Consider the following 15999-nt stretch of genomic DNA (forward strand, 5'->3'; position numbering starts at 1 on the left):
ATCCTGCGGAAGGCGGCAGAGGGACGGGAGGCCGGGGACCGGCGAGACGAAGGGGAGGCGGCGGTGCGGCGGTCAGGCCGCGGCGCGCGTGTCGAGCTGGTCGCCCAGGCGCTTCAGCGCGCCGAGGGAGTGCAGGTGCGCGTAGATCCAGGCCAGCCAGCCGCGGCGGAACCACTCGTCCACGGTGGCGGCGTCGAGTTGCTGCAGCCGGGTCTCGTCGATGGCGCTGAGGCCGCCGAGGCGAGCGGTCTGCTTGTCGGCGGTGATGACCTGCAGCACGAAGGGCTTGAAGAGGTCCTTGGCCTGGAGGGCGTCGCAGAACTCGCGGGTGCGGGCGTGTTCGGCGTCGAATTCCTGCAGGAAGCCGATCACTCCCTGGAGGGTGGAGGAGGGGACGCCGCCGTCGAAGAGCGGTTGGCCCTCGCCGGCGAAATGGGTGGCGGCTCGGTCGAAGCAGACGTTCTTGTCGCCGTCGAGCGCGAAGGGGTAGCGGCGCACGAAGGCGGGGGTGTAGCCGCCGGTCCAGCGGCCGTCGGTGGCGAGCTGGGCGTTGTGGTCGTTGGCCAGGGACAGGAGGGCGAGCGGGAAGCGGCGGTCCTGGGCGTCGTCGGCGAACAACACGGGGAGGCTGCGGCTGGCCTCGAAGAACTCGACCGCCAGGAGGGGGACGGAGTTGACGTCGCGGGAGAACCCGAAGTCGGGGCTGGGGGTATAGCGGAGCGCGGCGTGGCCGGCGCGGTCGAGCAAGGTCGGCTCGCGATAGAAGAGCAGTTCAGCCATGGATCTTTTCCCTCGATGCCCGCGATGCCCCGACTGCGGTGCGGATGTTCTGGATGTATTGCCGGGGGGCGCGAGTCTAGGGAGGGAATGGGGGGCAAATGCGATTGGCCGAGGTGGGAGGGGGCCTCCCCAATTGCTACACAATCTTTTGGAAGACTTCTTCGGCTTCCTGGTCCGCTCCGAGCCCCTGCATTGCCCATGTCCGCGCCTTCCCGTCCGCTGGTGCTCGTCGTCGAGGACGAGGACCCGATTGCTGAGCTGATCCGGCGCCACCTGGAGGCGGCGGGATTCGAGGTCCGGCACCTGCAGCGGGGGGATGCCGCGGAGTCGGTGGTGCGGGCGATCGCGCCGGCGGTGGTGATGCTGGACGTGGTCCTGCCGGGGCTGGATGGCGTCGAGGTCTGCCGGCGGCTGAGGAGCTTCAGCCAGGCGCCGGTGCTGATGGTGACGTCCAAGGCGGAGGAGGCGGATCGGCTGGCCGGCTTCGATGCGGGCGCCGATGACTACCTCTGCAAGCCGTTCAGCGCCGCGGAGCTGGTGGCGCGGGTGAAGGTGCTGGCGCGACGGGGCGCGCAACGCCTGGCACCGGTGGTCGACGAGGACGCGCTGGTGCAGGTCGATTCGCTGCGGCGCTGCATTCGCTGCCGTGGGCAGGAACTGGAGCTCACGCCGCAGGAGTACCGGCTGCTGTCCGTGATGGTGCAGCACCCGGGGAGGCTGTTCAGCCGGGCGCAGCTGCTGGATCTGGCATATGACGACGCGGTGGGGGTGTTCGATCGCGCGGTGGACAGCCACGTCAAGAACATTCGCAAGAAGCTGGCGGCGTTGCTGCCGGAACACAACCTGATCCGGTCGGTGTACGGGCAGGGCTACCGCTTCGAGGTCGGGCCGGAGACCTCGCAGGAAGCGCCGGCGCCGGATGCGACCAATGGCTTGATCGCGCGCGTGCCGGGCGAGTTGAAGCCCTGGCTGCCGGGGTTCTTGTCCTCAAGGTTTCAGGCGCTTGACGAGATGGAGGCGGCGATCGGCGGGAGCACTCGGGACGAGGTGTTCCGGATCGCGCATCGGCTGGCGGGGAGCTTCGCGCTGTATGGCTTCAGCGAGGCCGCACGGACCTGCCATCGGCTGGAGCACGAAGGGCCGCAACTCGGGCCCGAGGAAGTGCGCCGCCGGGTCTCGGACCTCAGGGAACACCTCAGGCAGGTGGCGGTGAGGTTCGTGGACGAGCAGGGGCGGGAGTTGCCGGGCGGCGGCTGAGCGCCGCGCGGAAACTGCACGCCGCCGATCGCTCTCGGCAAGGCCGATCCCTGACGATCGCCTCTATAAGTCGGCAGAAACTTGCGTGTGTCGGTGGGCCTACCGGCGCTGAACGATGGGCGATTCCAATCGGCTCCCCATCAGCTTCATGCTCGACCACCGCGCCCCCAATTTCCGGCCCCGATTCATTGTTGGAAGGTTGAATCGGCTACGCCGTGGGGTGCCGTGTCTTCTGTTGATTCTTGGAGTCGGACGCGGGCTTGGCATTTACGAGCCGGAAGGTCTGGCGGGAATCCCGCCATGGCGAATCGCGGAATGGGCGGTGTCTGGGCTGGCACTTCTTTGGATGTTGATTGGCGTTCGAGCGCTTCCATCGAATCGGAAACTATTTCGTCCGTCGTTTCGGATCACTATTCCCTTGATGATCGCCACCGTGGCGCTCATTGCTGGCATTGCACTCGGGATCCACGGAGACAAGCTGCGGTGGCCCTTCCATCGGCCCGATTCGATCCAGACCCCTTCCATCTGGGTCAATGCCGTGTTTCCGGTGCTGGCCTTCAGCTTTCAGCAAGAGATCTGGCAGCGCGCACTCCTTCAATCGGCGCTGTCTCGCCTATGGGGAAACCGGTGGCTCGGACTCGCCTCCACGGCTGTGCTGATCAGCAGCCTGCAGCCGTCGGGCCAGCAAGGCTTCGCGCTATGTTCGGCGGTGCTTCTCGGCGTCGTCTTCATCCGCACGCGATCGGTGTTGTCCACCACCGCCGTGAGTCTGACGGTGGGCCTGCCGCTGGGCATGCTCCAAGGCGGCCCGCTGGCGTCCGAGGGCCTCCTCGCACGCGGCGACTTCCTGCTGATGAAGCCGCCGCTGCTCCTCGGGTTGTTGTCACTCGCCGTCGCCGTGGAGCTCTGGTACCGGCGGTCGCCTCGGCTGCTCCAGTCGATCAAGGCGGTGGCCAGGACGCTGTTGCTGATGGCGTTCGCCTATGCGCTCTACAAACTCACAGCGATCCTGCTGGCGCCCCTCTGGCAAGCAGTGATCGGCCGCGGCGAATGGATGAAGGAATCGGCGGTCGTTCGCATGGCCCTTCTCGTCTCGGCCGCCGTGCCGGTGATGGCGTTGGCCTGGCTGCGGCGAGGTCCATCGCTGCGCGAGCTCCTGGCCCTTTGGCCGGTGGCGAGTCTGGGGCTGGTCGGCGTGGCCGCCTGGATACCGGCGATCGCCGCGGCGATCGCGATACCGGACGCTTTTCGCGTCGGCGCCTTCACCTCCTTGAGTCCCTTGACGGCGAACCCGCGAGCCTGGTTGGGCGCGGCGCTGCCGCTCGTTGTGGCTGCGTTGCAGGAGGAACTGGTGCATCGAGCGCTGGTGCAATCGCTGCTCAGCCGGCTGTTCCGGAGTGAATGGGTGGGGCTGGTGCTCGGCGCCTTGCACTTCGCGGCGTTTCATCCATTGGAGAGCGCGGTATTCGTCCTGCCAGGCGGGCTGCTCTTTGGTCTCGTCTTCATGCGCACGCGATCCATCGTGTGCACGACGCTGCTGCATCTCACCCTGAACATCGCAACGCACCTGCTCCACACCGCGGAGTCCATGCGCTCGTTGTTCCTGTCGCCGGACAACAGCGATGCCAAGCGCATCGCCGTCGGCGGATTGATCCTGGTCCTCACGGCCGCATTCGAAGGCGTCTGGCGATGGTCGGCCCACCGGCGCGGCCCGGCCGGTCTCCCGAACGAGAGAGCCGCTCCGGCGTCCCTCGCGCCATGATCGCCGGGATTCCAGTCACGCCGATGCCATGCAGTACCGACGACTCCCACCGCTCACGCTGGCGGCGCTCACCGTAGCCACCATCTCGGCCGCCCAAGCGCAATCCACCGCCACGATCTATGGCCGCCTCAACGTCTCGCTCGAGCATGCCGAAGCGAGTGGCGCCCCGCGCGATCGCGCCGTCAGCCGTGAATCCAACAACCGCTCCGTCATCGGCTTCCGCGGCGCCGAGCACCTCGGCGACGGCTACCAGGCCGTGTTTCAGATCGAGGGCTCGCTGGCGCTGGACACCGGCACCGGTCCGTCGCTCGCCAACCGCGACACCCGCGTGGGACTGCAGACGCCTGCGGGGCTCGTCTTCGTCGGTCATTGGGGCACCCCCTACCTGCTGTCGACCAGCACCCTCGACCCCTGGTACCCCACCACCGCCGGCTACATGGCGCTGATGGCCAACGGCTCGGCGCCCAGCACCAACCACCTCGGCAACACCGCATCTTTCGACCGACGCCAGCAGAACGTGGTCCAGTACTGGACGCCCGCCTGGCAAGGCTTCGCCGGCCGTGTGGCCTACGCGCTGAACGACGGCGAGACTGGGCCGAACGGCTCGAGGCCCGATCTGTGGTCCGCGTCGCTCAGCTGGGAGGGCGGCCCATGGAGTCTCTCGCTCGCGCACGAGGCGCACCGCGGCTACCAGGGCCCGGGGCTCACCGACACCGCGACCAAGCTGGGCGCCGCCTACCGCGCCGGCCCGGCCCGTCTGACGGGCGCCATCGAACACCTGCGCTATGAAACGCCGCTCGGCGCCTTGACGCGCAACGCGTTCTTCATCGCGGCCACCTGGCAGATCGCTCGCTTCAACCTGCGTGCGAGCTTCACCGATGCCGATCAGGGCCACGGCCCGGCGGGCGCTCGGGTCGGATTCGTCTCGGCGGGCGACGCGACCGGCGCGCGGCAGTGGACGCTGGGCACGGATTACACGCTGTCGCCGCGCACCGGCCTCTATGCGTATGTCTCGCGCATCGACAACCAGGCGCGCGCCGCTTACGACTTCGCCATCAACCCGCTCGGCGTCGGCGCCGGCGAGACGCCGACCGTCGTCGCGCTGGGGATGCGGCACAGCTTCTGAGGCTTCGCGATCGCTGTCCCTCATTGCAGCCAGGCATATCCATATGCGAGGGACGGCACGCGACTGGTGGCAACATGCCCCTTCCTACGAACAACGAGGGGCCTCATGAAAGCCTTCCGCACCTCCCTGATCGCCGCCGCGCTGCTCGCCGGTGCCTCCCTCGCGGCCCAGGCCGCCGACCTGCTCGACGATGTGAAGTCGCGCGGCACGCTGCGTGTCGCTGTCGAGGGCACCTACCCGCCGTTCAACTTCAAGGACGCCAAGGGCCAGCTCGACGGCTTCGATGTCGACATCGCCAAGGCGATCGCCGCCAAGCTCGGCGTGAAGCCGGAATTCACCACCACCGAATGGAGCGGCATCCTCGCCGGCCTGCAGGCGGGCAAGTACGACGTCATCGTCAACCAGGTGGCCGCCACCGACGAGCGCCGCAAGACCTTCGACTTCAGCGCGCCCTACGTCACCTCCTATCCGCAGCTGATCGTCCGCGCCAATGAGTCCCGTCCGCTGCAGTCGCCGGCCGACCTCAAGGGCAAGAAGATCGGCGTCGGCCAGGGCAGCAACTTCGCCGACCTGGCCAAGACCTGGGAAGGCGCCGAGGTGCGCACCTATCCCGGCGCCACCGAGTACCTCCAGGACCTGGCCACCGGCCGCATCGACGCCGCCCTCAACGACAGCCTGCTGATCCCCTACCTGAAGGAAAAGACCAAGCTGCCGATCAAGGCCGGCGCCGCCATCGGCAAGCCCGCCACCAATGCGATCCCGTTCCGCAAGGGCAGCCCGAAGTTCCAGGCCGCCATCGACAAGGCGATCGCCGATCTCCAGGCCGACGGCACCTACGCCAGGATCTCGACCAAGTGGTTCGAGCGTGACGTGAGCAAGCCGATCGACAACAAGTGATCGCGCGCCGGCCCGCGGTCCACGCCGCGGGCCGGCTGACGCGGACCACCGCTCAACTGGCCAGCGCCTCTCTTCCCTTCGGGCGCGGCAGCTCGTCGACCACGCCACCGTCGAGCACGATCACCCGCTCCGCGCCGGCGATCGTGTCCGATCGGTGCGCGATCATCAATCGCGTCACCGGCAACTGGGCCAGGTTCGCGGTCACCGCCCGCTCCCGCGCGACATCGAGGTGGCTGGTCGCCTCGTCGAGCGCCAGGATCCTCGGTCGGCGATAGATCGCCCGCGCCAGCAGCAGCCGCTGCTTCTGTCCGCCCGACAGGCCGCTGCCCAAGTCGCCGACCAGGGTCTGGTAGCCCATCGGCATCCGGCAGATGTCCTCGTGGATCTGCGCCAGCATCGCGCTGGCCTGCACCCGCTCCAGGTCGGGCTGCGTGTCGAAGCAGGCGATGTTGTCCGCCAGCGAGCCGGTCAGCAGGACGTCCTCCTGCATCACCGTGCCGATCTGGCGGCGCACATTCCTCAGCCCGAGCTGCCGCATCGGCATGCCGCCGTAGCGCACCTCGCCCTCCTCGGGCTCCAGCAGACCGAGCAGCACCTTCAGCAGCGTCGTCTTGCCCGAGCCGCTCGGGCCGGTGATGGCGATGCTCTGGCCCGCGGGCACCGTCAGGTTCACATGGCGCAGGATCCAGGGTTCGCGATCGCCGTAGCGGAAGCTGACGTCGCGCAGTTCCAGGCTGGCTGAAAGATGCGCCAGGTCGTGGTCCGGCACCTCGTCGGGCTCGGGCGGTTCGAGCGCGATGTCGGCCAGGCGTTCGGCATGCAGGCCCAGCATGCGCAGCTCCACCGCATAGTTGATCAGCGCCGACACGCGGCCGGTGAACTGGCCCTTGTAGCTGAGGAACGCGAACAGCATGCCCACCGTCATCGTCACCGAGCCGGCCTGTTGCCCATCCAGGATGAGCCCGGCGCCGAGGAACAGCACCAGCAGGTTCTCCACGCCGAAGAGGAAGGTGTTGGCGGTGCTCATCGCCATCGACAGCTTGGCGGTGCGGACATCGCGGTTCTGGACCTCGACGATCAGGTTCTGCCATTGCGCGCGCCGTTCCTGCTCGCGGCCGAACAGCTTCAGCGGTGTCATGGCGCGCAGGGTCTCGAGGAAGTGCGTGCTCTCCCGGGCGGCGGCGACCAGCCGTTCGGCGGCCGCGTCGCGCAGCGGGCGGTAGGCGGCCCAGCGCAGCAGGCCGTACAGCACGACGGCGGCGATGACGACCAGCGCCAGCGGCCAGGCATAGATCAGCATCATGACCAGCGCGGCGATGCCCATCAGGCCATCGAGGAGCGCCTCGATCGCGGCGGTGGTCAGCGTCTTCTGGATCGCGTCGACGGCGCCGAAGCGCGAGGTGATGTCGCCGAGATGGCGCCGTTCGAAGAAGCCGACCGGCAGCCGGAGCAGGTGGGCGAAGGTATTGCCCCGCCACTGCAGCGACAGCGTCTGTGTCAGCAGGATCAGCATCCAGGAGCGCGCCAGGCCGAGCGCCGTCTGGGTCACGAGCAGCAGGCCGAAGCCGACCAGCAGCACCTTGAGCAGGTCGCGATCGCCGGAGGTGAGGACGTCGTCGATGATGAGTTGGTTGCACAGCGGCGCGACGATCGCGAACAACTCCAGCACCAGCGCGACGAGCAGGATCTGCAACAGCGATCGACGCAGGCCCAGCACCTTGCCGGTGAGCGCGGCGAGCGAAACCCGCGGCGGCGGCGCGGCGGGCTTGAAGTCGGCATTGGGCGTCAGTTCGACCGCCACGCCGGTGAAATGGGCGGAGACCTCGTCCAGGCTCAGCCGTCGCTCGCCGACGGCCGGGTCCAGCACGGTGACGCTGTCGCGACGGACCTTGACCAGCACCACGAAGTGGTTCATGTCCCAGTGCAGGATGCAGGGCAGCGACAGCTTGGCGAGGAAGGGCATGTCCAGCTTCAGCGGCCGACCGGAAAAACCGATGCCTGCGGCGACCTCCAGCAGGTCCCGCAGCTTCATGCCCTTGAGCGCGGCGGGAAAGCGCCGTCGCAGGTCCTGCAGCGTCGTGGATTGCCCGTGGGCCGTCGCGATCATCGCCAGGCAGGCCAGGCCGCACTCGGCGATCTCGGATTGGAGGATGGGAGCGGGGCGGGTCATGGGTGCTCCTGCCGCATGCCGATGACGTACTTGCCGCCGCTCGGGGTGACCAGGACCTCGTGGACCGGTCCGTCCAGCGGGACGATCACCGCGGGACCGCGTGGCGTCTGCCGAGTCTCCAGGGCCACGCGCGTGCCGCTCGCATCGTGACCGATGACGGTCAGCGCTTCATCGAGCGGGTAGAAGGTCACATCGGCGCATCGGATGTCCCGCGCCTCCAGGGCCTGCAGCCAGCCCTGGGCCTTGAACATGGCCACCGCCTGTCCGCAGGCGGCGCGAAGACGCTCGGCCGGATAGCGATCATCGGCGCGCGGCGCGATCGCGATCCAGTACTCGATCGACACGCTGCCCTTCGGTCGATTGACGACGAAGCGGGCGCGCTCGGCATCGACCGCAAAGGCGGTGGGCAAGGGCGCCCATCCTTTTCTTGTCGGAATGGCGACGATCGTTTCGGCGTCCTCGACCGCGAGCGTGAGCTTGTCGAAGGAAAAGCTGGACGGATCCGACGGCGACAGGCGGAGGTACCACTGCACCAGGTCTTGTGGACCCGGGTACGACTTGACGAAGGCCATGGCCTGCCTCGCCGTGCGAAAGGAAAGGTGATGGCGGTGGACAGCGGTCTGTCCGGAGATCTCGGATCGGGGGAGCGGGATCGGATCCCTCGGTTCGGACTCGGCCGAGGCGCCGCCGAGGACGGCGAATCCGATCAGCCCGACAAGGCCGGTGAACAAGGTGCGTTTCATTGCTGGAAGCTGCCGTGCGCCCTGGCGGCGCGACGCTGTGAGTGGCCGACCACCGTGGTGGTCGGCCGTTCGTGAGGTCGAGGCTTCGTCCTGACGCCGATCCGGTCGGCCGGATCACTCCGGCCCCCGACCCGGCACAGGAGGTCGAGTCAACGCGAGGTCTGTGCATCCGCGTCAGCAGATGCGCGCCGCCGCCGGCCCGAACAGTCCGAAGTGCGCGCCGAGATAGGACGCGGCGCAGCGGCCCATGAACTTGGCGAACTTGGACAGGAATCCGCCACCGCCATGCACTTGATCGATCTCTTCTTGAGTCAGTTCAGTCATTTCAATCTCCTTCAGTTGAGTGGCCGAGAACGGTCGGCCGCCGTTTCTCCCGCGCCGATCGCTCGGCGACGGAGAGCCTTGAGCGCTAGATCCGCTTGGCGGTTGCCAGCAGCGGCTCCAGCAGCCATTCCCAGATGCGCCGGTGCTCGAGCGTCACGTCGGCGTCGAGCGCCATGCCGGCGCGCAGCGGGACCTTCCGGCCGTAGGCGTCGATGGACAGCCGGTCCAGTCGCACGTCGATGCGGTACAGCGGCTCATTCGCCTGCGCCGCGCTGACCAGCGCCTGCGCCTGCCCCGCCGGCAGGTCCTGCGGCGCGATCGGCGTCGGGCTCACGTGTTCGACCTCGCCCTTGGCCATGCCGAATTTCTGATACGGGTAGGCCGCGTATCGCAGCCACACCGCCTGCCCCGGCTGCACGAAACCCACCGTGCGGCTCGGCGCGTACAGCTGCGCGACCAGTCGCGGCGTCGGCTTCGGATCGGCTGCATCGCGAGGCGTCTCGTCGTGCGGCACCAGCGTCACCAGGGTTTGTCCCGCTTGCACCGCCTGCCCGGCGTGCAAGGGCATGGCGCTGACGCGGCCATCGCGCGGCGCGGTCACCGCCACGCCCGCTCGGGCTTCGATCTCCGATCGCTCCTGCGCCAGCTGCGCCACCCCGCGATCGAGCTGCGCGAGCGCTGTCGCGAGCGAGGTCGGAATCGCGACGAGTTCCGCCTCCAGCGACCTCGCCTCCCGCGTGACCGCCTCCAGCGCGCGCTGTCCGTTGCGCTCGCGCGCCCGCAGGTCCAGCAGTTCCTCGTCCTTCTGCTGGCGCTGTGTCTCCGACACGAAGCCGTCCTCCGCCAGCGACGCATAACGCTCCCGGCTGCGCCGGGCGAGTCCCACCCGCTCGCGCACCAGCGCCAGTTCCTCGCCCGCCTGCTCCGCCTCGGCGCGCAGGCTGCGCAACCGCGCGGTGATCGTCTCCCGACGTTCCTCGGCCTGGCGCTGCTGCAGCCGACGCTCCTGCGCCAGGCTCCGGGCGCGCGCCTCGATCGCGCGCAGCGCAAGCGCCGTCATGTCGCCGCCGTCGACGATGCGCTCGCTGCGCACCCGGATCAGCGGCTGACCGCGGCGGACTTCCTCGCCCTCGCCGACGAGCAGCTCATGCGCATGACCCTGCAACGGCGAGGCGACCTGCAGCAGCCCGCCCGACGGCATCAGCAGCCCGGGCACGCGTGCCTTGCGTGTGACCTGTCCGAGCAGCGCGAACCCGATCAGCGCGATCGCGAGCACCACCGCGATCGCCGCGACGACGGCGAATGCCGGCCGCTGTGCCACGCGGATGGCGCCCATCCACGAGGCTTGTTGAGACGCTGTGACCGCCGCTCGAAACATCTTCCGTCCCCTGTCTGTCGACGCCGCCGAAGCGACCAGAGGGCGGATTCTTTTGCCGGATCGGCGCGTCGATCGGCGTGCGGAGTGGGAGCACCTCTTGAGGATTGCGCCGCACGGCAAAGCGTGCTGTGCCGACGTTCGGCGAACTGGATTGCTGAGAACGGGGCAGTCGACCGACTTCGAAAAGTCGGTCAGGCGCAGGCGCTAGCGACCGAGGTGGCATGAGCCGGCGCACGGATTCAACAAACCCTACAGCCTCATTGATCGAGATGGCCCAGCGCAGCCATCGGGCTTGGCGAGAAGTTTGGTCGCCCATGTGGCGCGGCGCCCACGCCAGTGAAGGCGGGGCGCCGCGGAGGCGAAGGGGGAGATGAACGCGCGCCGGTCGCGAGCAGCGCGGCGGGCGCCTTACTGCTTGCGGTCCTTCATCTGCTGGGCCGCGTACTGCTTGACCTGATCCAGCGTCAGCGAGCCGGTCTTCTGGGTGTCGATCTCGTCGAAGTGCTTGGCCAGGCGGGGCATGCCGGCCTGGGCCTCGGCCTTGGTCAGCTTGCCGTCGTGGTCTTTGTCGGCGGCGTTGAACCGTTCCTCGAGCTTTTGCGCTGCCTTGCCGCCCTGGGTTTGGGCCTGGGCGGGCAGGGCGACGAGGGCCAGGGTCGCGATCACGGCGCCGGCCGTCGCGGTCAGGACTGCATTCATGGGGCTACTCCGCTGAAGTGGAGCCCGAAGGATCGCTCCCTCATGTGCAGCGCTTCATGCGGCGCGGGTAAAGCTTCGTCAAGCCGATGACGTGTCGCAGAAAGCCGGATCCGGCGACATGACCGATTGGCGAAGGTACGCGTTCAGGAGGGTCCGCAGGAGGTCTCTACACTGACGCCCCTCACCGGATCCCCCATGCAAGCGCTTCTCGACCTCATCGCCACGCTTCCCCGGCCCAGCGGCCCCGGGCGTTTCTTCCACGGTCGCGGTGGCCTGTTCCCCGGCTGCGAGCACTGGGCCTTGGACTTCTATCCGCCGGTCTGGCTGCTGACCAGCTTCGCACCGGTGACCGAGGAGGACCTGGCTCGCATCGGCGAGGCGCTCGCCGCGCGCTGGGCCGAGGTCGCGCCGGGCGAGCCGCTGAACTGGATGTTCCAGCACCGCGACGAGCACCGTCCCGCCAATCGCCTGATGGCCGGCGCGATTCCCGACGAGCATGTCGTCGAGGAGGACGGCGCGCGCTTCCTGGTCCATCTGGCGCAGGGCCAGAACCATGGCTTCTTCCTCGACATGGCCGAAGGCCGCCGCTGGGTGCGGCGCTGGGCGGCGACGCATCCGGGCGGACGGGTGCTCAACCTGTTCGCCTACACCTGCGCGTTCTCGGTCGTCGCGCTGCAGGCCGGCGCCGCGGCCGTGGCGAACTACGACATGGCGCGCGGCGCGCTCGCGACCGGTCGCCGCAACCACCAACTCAATGGCGTGCAGGACCGCGCCGCCTTCCATGCGCACGACATCTTCAGCTCGTGGGGCAAGATCCGCCGGGGCGGCCCTTACGACCTCGTCGTGCTGGACCCGCCGAGCTACCAGAAGGGCAGCTTCGTCGCGACCAAGGACTACGCCCGCCTGGTGCGCCGGCTGCCGGAACTGCTGGCCCCCGGTGGCCACGCGCTCGTGTGCCTGAACGCACCCAAGCTGGACACCGCCTTCCTGCGCGACATCGTCGCCGCCGAGGCGCCCGGGCTCGCCTTCATCGAGCGTGTCGCCAACCCGGCAGCCTTCGCCGACGTGTCGGAGGAGCGGTCGCTGAAGGTGCTCGTCTACCGGCAGCCACCCGCCTGAAGGCCCGGTCCGACGGCGTCAGAAGCTCCTCGCCTCGATCGCCGACCGGACGCGGTCCAGCGCCGTGCCCAGGCGCGTCAGGTCCACCGATCCCAGCGCCAGCCGGATCGCATGCGGCGCCTGCGGCGTGGTGGCGAAGGGCTCGGCCGTCGAGACGGACACCCGCTCGCGTTGCAGCGCCATCGCCACCTGATCGGCACGCACCGCCTCGCCCAGCGGCAACCAGACGAAGTAGGACGACGGATGCCCGATGCGCTTCATCGGTCCGAGGCGTTCCGCGACGAGGCGCTGCCGGCGCCGCGCGTCCTCGCGCTTGTGCGCCTCCAGCCGGGCCACCGTGCCGTCCTCGAGCCAGCCGGTGGTGATGGCGGTCATCACGCCGGGCGTGTTCCAGGTCGTCGCGCGGATCGCCCGTTCCAGCGCATGGACCCGGCCGGATGGCGCGACGGCGAAGCCCACCCGCAGACCGGCCGCGACACTCTTGGAGAAGCCCGACACGTAGACCGTCCGCTCCGGCGCCAGCATCGCCAGCGGCGGCGGCGGATCGTCGGCGAGATAGGCATAGGCGCCGTCCTCGACGATCAGCAGGTCGTGCCGTCGCGCGAGCGCCGCCAGCTCGCGCCGGCGCGTCGCCGCCATCACCCAGCCCAGCGGGTTGTTCAGCGTCGGCATCGTGTAGATCGCCTTCACCCGGCGGCGCCGGCACAGCGCCTCGAGCGCGTCGAGGTCAGGGCCGGCGCCGGCCGCCGGCACCGGCGCCAGTTCCAGCCGCTGCATCCCGGCCACGAGGCGGAAGCCGGGATAGGTCAGCGCATCGACGGCGACCACGTCGCCCGGTTCCAGCAGCGCCATCAGCGTCACCGCCAGGCCGTGCTGCGCGCCGTCCACGACCAGCACCCGGTCGCCCTCGACCTCCAGGCCACGTTGCCGCAGGTGCCGCGCGATCGCGGCGCGGTCGGCGGGCCGGCCACCATGGGGCTGGTAGCGCAGCAGCGCCTCCAGGTCGCCCGCGCCGGCCAGCTGGCGCAAGGCGCCCCGCAGCAGTTCCGCCTGCCCCGGCAGCGACGGGTAGTTGAAGCTCAGGTCGACCATGTCCGCCGCCACCGCGTCCAGGTCCACGCCCTGACCCGGCGCGAGCGCGGTCTCCTTGACGAAGGTGCCGCGGCCGGTCTCGCCGCTGATCAGCCCCATCGACCGCAACTCCGCGTACACCCGGGTCGCCGTGACCAGCGCGAAGCCCTCCCGGGTCGCGAGGTCCCGATGGGTCGGCAGCCGCGCGCCCGCCGGCAAGGCGCCCGATCGGATCTCCGCCGCCAGCCGGTCCACCACCGCCTTGTACCTGGGCTCCGCCATGCGCCACCGCCTGTATCCATGACAATTTTTTGATTGTATTGATCGGTCCGCTTACCCTGCGGTCCTCTTCCATCGAGGCAACGGGGACATGGACACCGCATCGCGAGGCTGGCTGAACGGATTCATCGGCGTGCTGATCTTCAGCGGCTCGCTGCCGGCGACGCGGGTCGCGGTGGCCGACTTCGATCCGGTGTTCCTGACCGCCGCGCGCGCCACCATCGCGGGCCTGGTCGCGCTGGCAGTCCTGGTGCTGCTGCGCGCGCCGCGGCCCTCGCGCGCGCAGGCCGGGCCGCTCGCGATCGTCGCGGCCGGTGTCGTCATCGGCTTTCCGCTGCTGACAGCACTGGCGCTGCGGCATGTCACCTCGGCCCACTCGATCGTGTTCATCGCGCTGCTGCCGCTGTCGACGGCGGCCTTCGGCGTGCTGCGCGGCGGTGAGCGGCCCCGTGCGGCGTTCTGGATCTTCTCGGTCCTCGGCAGCCTGTGCGTCATCGGCTTCGCGGCGGGGCAGGGCTTGCGCGCCGCGCCGGTGGGCGACCTGCTGATGCTGGGGGCCATCCTGGTCTGCGGCCTGGGCTATGCGGAGGGCGCCAGGCTCTCGCGCACGCTGGGAGGCTGGCAGGTGATCTGCTGGGCCCTGGTGCTGTCGCTGCCGCCGATGCTCGCCCTGGCCGCCTGGCGCGTGCCGGCGAGCTTCGCGTCGGTCGGCGCCGCGGCCTGGGCGGGGCTCGGTTATGTTTCGCTGTTCAGCATGCTGATCGGCTTCGTCTTCTGGTACCGCGGCCTGGCGCAGGGCGGCATCGCGGCCGTGGGGCAACTGCAGCTGCTGCAGCCGCTGTTCGGCCTGGCGCTGGCCGCGGGCCTGTTGCGGGAAGCGGTGAGTCCGGCGATGCTCGCGGTCACCGTCGCCGTGATCGGTTGCGTGGCGGGCGCGCGGCGTTTCTCGCGTCCCCGCTGAGCGCTTCCGTCGCCTCCCGAGGCCGGCGCCGGGGAAGCCGCCCTGCTGGCCGGTCCGTGCGGGCCGAGCCGGCGAAATGGGCAAGCCTTCCGTCGGATCAGGCAAGCCGCGTCGCCAGCCGCCTTCCTAGACTGCTGGGCAACCCGATGCAGCCATCAGGAGGTCGACATGGGTGCTCGCTTCGCAGCGGATTTCTCGATGCCCAGGCCGTGCGTGCTCGCCTGCTCGGCGATGCTGGGCCTGCTGGCCGCGGTGGCGCCGGTCCACGCGGCCGACGGCGCCGGCTTCCAGCCGACGCCGATCTCGACAGCGCCGAATCGTCAGGACGGCCTGGCGGCCTTCGCCCAGCTCGAGCGCGTGCTGCTCCATCCCCGATGTCTGAACTGTCATGTGCCGAATGCGCCGCTGCAGGGCGATTTCAGCCGGGTGCACTATCCGCCGGTCCAGCGTGGCGCGGACGGCAAGGGCGTGGCGCCGCTGCAGTGCGCGACCTGCCACTCGACGCGCAACAGCCCGCTGCAGCATGCGCCGCCCGGGCTGGAGACCGATGGCAAGCCGGGCTGGCAGATGCCGCCCGAGCACATGAAGATGTCCTGGCTCGGCCTGAAGGGCGCGGCGCTGTGCAAGGTCTTCCGCGAACCTGCGACCAACGGCCACCGCTCGCTGGCGATGCTCGAGCAGCACCTGGTCACCGACCACCTCGTCGCCTGGGGCTGGGAGCCGGGGCCGGGCCGTGCGCTGCCGCCGCTGGACAAGGCGGCCTTCGACGCGCAGGTCCGGACCTGGATCCGCAACGGCGCACCTTGCGATGCCACGGAACCGCTGCGCAAGTCCATCGGATCGACCAAGGCCGCGTCGACGCGCGAGGTCGTCGACCACCTGCGCGCGATGGCCGGCGTCGCCGGCCCCCAGACCGACACCCCCATCCCCACCAGCGCCACGTCCGGCGCCAGCAGGAGCCAGCCATGATCTCGTTCCGCCTGAACGGCCAACCCCAGCAAGTCGACGTGCCGGGCGATACGCCGGTGCTCTGGGTCCTGCGCGACACGCTGGGCATGACCGGCACCAAGTTCGGCTGCGGCGTCGCGGTCTGCGGCGCCTGCACGGTGCATGTGGACGGCGAGCAGCGCCGCGCCTGCGTCACGCCGATCGAATCGGTCGCCGGCCAGCAGATCACCACGATCGAGGCCATCGGCGGCGATCGCGTCGGGCAGGCGGTGCAGGAGGCCTGGATCAAGCACGACGTCGTGCAGTGCGGCTACTGCCAGAGCGGCCAGATCATGGCCGCGGTGGCGCTGCTGCGACACCGCCCCCAGCCCAGCGACGCCGACATCGACGCCGCGATGAGCGCCAACCTCTGCCGCTGCGGCACCTACGTGCGGATCCATGCCGCCGTCAAGGACGCCGCCCGCTCGCTCGCCTGAAGGAGCTCC

Annotated in this window: 16 protein-coding genes; 9 read left to right on the forward strand and 7 right to left on the reverse strand. The window is 69.5% G+C overall.

What is annotated here, in order from left to right; translation table 11 throughout:
- Positions 1–72: 72 nt before the first annotated feature.
- Complete coding sequence (locus CS062_RS08890; protein WP_099861293.1) at positions 73–780, reverse strand: SapC family protein; 708 nt, start codon at positions 778–780, stop codon at positions 73–75.
- A gap of 198 nt (positions 781–978) precedes the next feature.
- On the opposite strand from CS062_RS08890, the gene CS062_RS08895 reads away from it, so the two are divergent.
- From CS062_RS08895 to CS062_RS08910, 4 genes are all read left to right on the forward strand, one after another.
- The gene (locus CS062_RS08895; RefSeq protein ID WP_099861294.1) at positions 979–2037 is read left to right on the forward strand and encodes a response regulator; all 1059 of its coding nucleotides are present in this window, start codon (positions 979–981) and stop codon (positions 2035–2037) included.
- Positions 2038–2458: 421 nt separating this feature from the next.
- Complete coding sequence (locus CS062_RS08900; protein ID WP_233217992.1) at positions 2459–3799, forward strand: CPBP family intramembrane glutamic endopeptidase; 1341 nt, start codon at positions 2459–2461, stop codon at positions 3797–3799.
- 28 nt (positions 3800–3827) lie between these two features.
- The gene (locus CS062_RS08905) at positions 3828–4925 is read left to right on the forward strand and encodes a porin (protein WP_099861296.1); all 1098 of its coding nucleotides are present in this window, start codon (positions 3828–3830) and stop codon (positions 4923–4925) included.
- Between the two features lie 105 nt (positions 4926–5030).
- Positions 5031–5822 carry a transporter substrate-binding domain-containing protein gene (locus CS062_RS08910; RefSeq protein ID WP_099861297.1) on the forward strand — a complete coding sequence of 264 codons (792 nt, stop codon included), beginning with the start codon at positions 5031–5033 and terminating at the stop codon, positions 5820–5822.
- 52 nt (positions 5823–5874) lie between these two features.
- On the opposite strand, the gene CS062_RS08915 is transcribed toward CS062_RS08910, so the two are convergent.
- Both CS062_RS08915 and CS062_RS08920 read right to left on the reverse strand, forming a co-directional pair.
- The gene (locus tag CS062_RS08915) at positions 5875–7992 is read right to left on the reverse strand and encodes a peptidase domain-containing ABC transporter (RefSeq protein WP_099861298.1); all 2118 of its coding nucleotides are present in this window, start codon (positions 7990–7992) and stop codon (positions 5875–5877) included.
- A complete protein-coding gene (locus CS062_RS08920) occupies positions 7989–8564 on the reverse strand; it encodes a hypothetical protein (RefSeq protein WP_143742296.1) in 576 nt (191 codons plus the stop codon). Before CS062_RS08920 ends, CS062_RS08915 begins: the two co-directional genes overlap by 4 nt.
- A gap of 30 nt (positions 8565–8594) precedes the next feature.
- Between CS062_RS08920 and CS062_RS25755 the strand changes: the two genes are divergently transcribed.
- Positions 8595–8810 carry a hypothetical protein gene (locus CS062_RS25755; RefSeq protein WP_143742297.1) on the forward strand — a complete coding sequence of 72 codons (216 nt, stop codon included), beginning with the start codon at positions 8595–8597 and terminating at the stop codon, positions 8808–8810.
- Positions 8811–8909: 99 nt separating this feature from the next.
- On the opposite strand, the gene CS062_RS26140 is transcribed toward CS062_RS25755, so the two are convergent.
- The 3 genes from CS062_RS26140 to CS062_RS08930 all read right to left on the reverse strand — a co-directional run bounded on the left by CS062_RS26140 (position 8910) and on the right by CS062_RS08930 (position 11136).
- The gene (locus tag CS062_RS26140; RefSeq protein WP_158238719.1) at positions 8910–9059 is read right to left on the reverse strand and encodes a hypothetical protein; all 150 of its coding nucleotides are present in this window, start codon (positions 9057–9059) and stop codon (positions 8910–8912) included.
- Between the two features lie 85 nt (positions 9060–9144).
- Positions 9145–10395 carry an HlyD family secretion protein gene (locus CS062_RS08925; protein WP_099861300.1) on the reverse strand — a complete coding sequence of 417 codons (1251 nt, stop codon included), beginning with the start codon at positions 10393–10395 and terminating at the stop codon, positions 9145–9147.
- A 450-nt stretch (positions 10396–10845) separates the two neighbouring features.
- Complete coding sequence (locus CS062_RS08930; protein WP_099861301.1) at positions 10846–11136, reverse strand: EF-hand domain-containing protein; 291 nt, start codon at positions 11134–11136, stop codon at positions 10846–10848.
- Between the two features lie 195 nt (positions 11137–11331).
- Between CS062_RS08930 and CS062_RS08935 the strand changes: the two genes are divergently transcribed.
- The gene (locus CS062_RS08935; protein WP_099861302.1) at positions 11332–12255 is read left to right on the forward strand and encodes a class I SAM-dependent methyltransferase; all 924 of its coding nucleotides are present in this window, start codon (positions 11332–11334) and stop codon (positions 12253–12255) included.
- Positions 12256–12273: 18 nt separating this feature from the next.
- Here CS062_RS08935 and CS062_RS08940 read toward each other — a convergent pair whose 3' ends face one another.
- Positions 12274–13608, reverse strand: a complete 1335-nt coding sequence (locus tag CS062_RS08940) for an aminotransferase-like domain-containing protein (protein WP_099861303.1) — start codon at positions 13606–13608, stop codon at positions 12274–12276.
- A gap of 88 nt (positions 13609–13696) precedes the next feature.
- On the opposite strand from CS062_RS08940, the gene CS062_RS08945 reads away from it, so the two are divergent.
- The 3 genes from CS062_RS08945 (at position 13697) to CS062_RS08955 (ending at position 15990) form a co-directional block, all read left to right on the forward strand.
- On the forward strand, positions 13697–14566 hold the full coding sequence (locus tag CS062_RS08945) for a DMT family transporter (protein WP_099861304.1): 870 nt from the start codon (positions 13697–13699) through the stop codon (positions 14564–14566).
- Positions 14567–14734: 168 nt separating this feature from the next.
- Positions 14735–15535 carry a cytochrome c family protein gene (locus CS062_RS08950; RefSeq protein WP_233217986.1) on the forward strand — a complete coding sequence of 267 codons (801 nt, stop codon included), beginning with the start codon at positions 14735–14737 and terminating at the stop codon, positions 15533–15535.
- Positions 15532–15990: a (2Fe-2S)-binding protein gene (locus CS062_RS08955; protein ID WP_099861305.1), complete on the forward strand. Its 459-nt coding sequence runs from the start codon at positions 15532–15534 to the stop codon at positions 15988–15990. Before CS062_RS08950 ends, CS062_RS08955 begins: the two co-directional genes overlap by 4 nt.
- The last annotated feature ends 9 nt before the right edge of the window (positions 15991–15999 follow it).

It is taken from the genome of Roseateles chitinivorans, assembly GCF_002761755.1.
Taxonomy (GTDB): domain Bacteria; phylum Pseudomonadota; class Gammaproteobacteria; order Burkholderiales; family Burkholderiaceae_C; genus Roseateles; species Roseateles chitinivorans.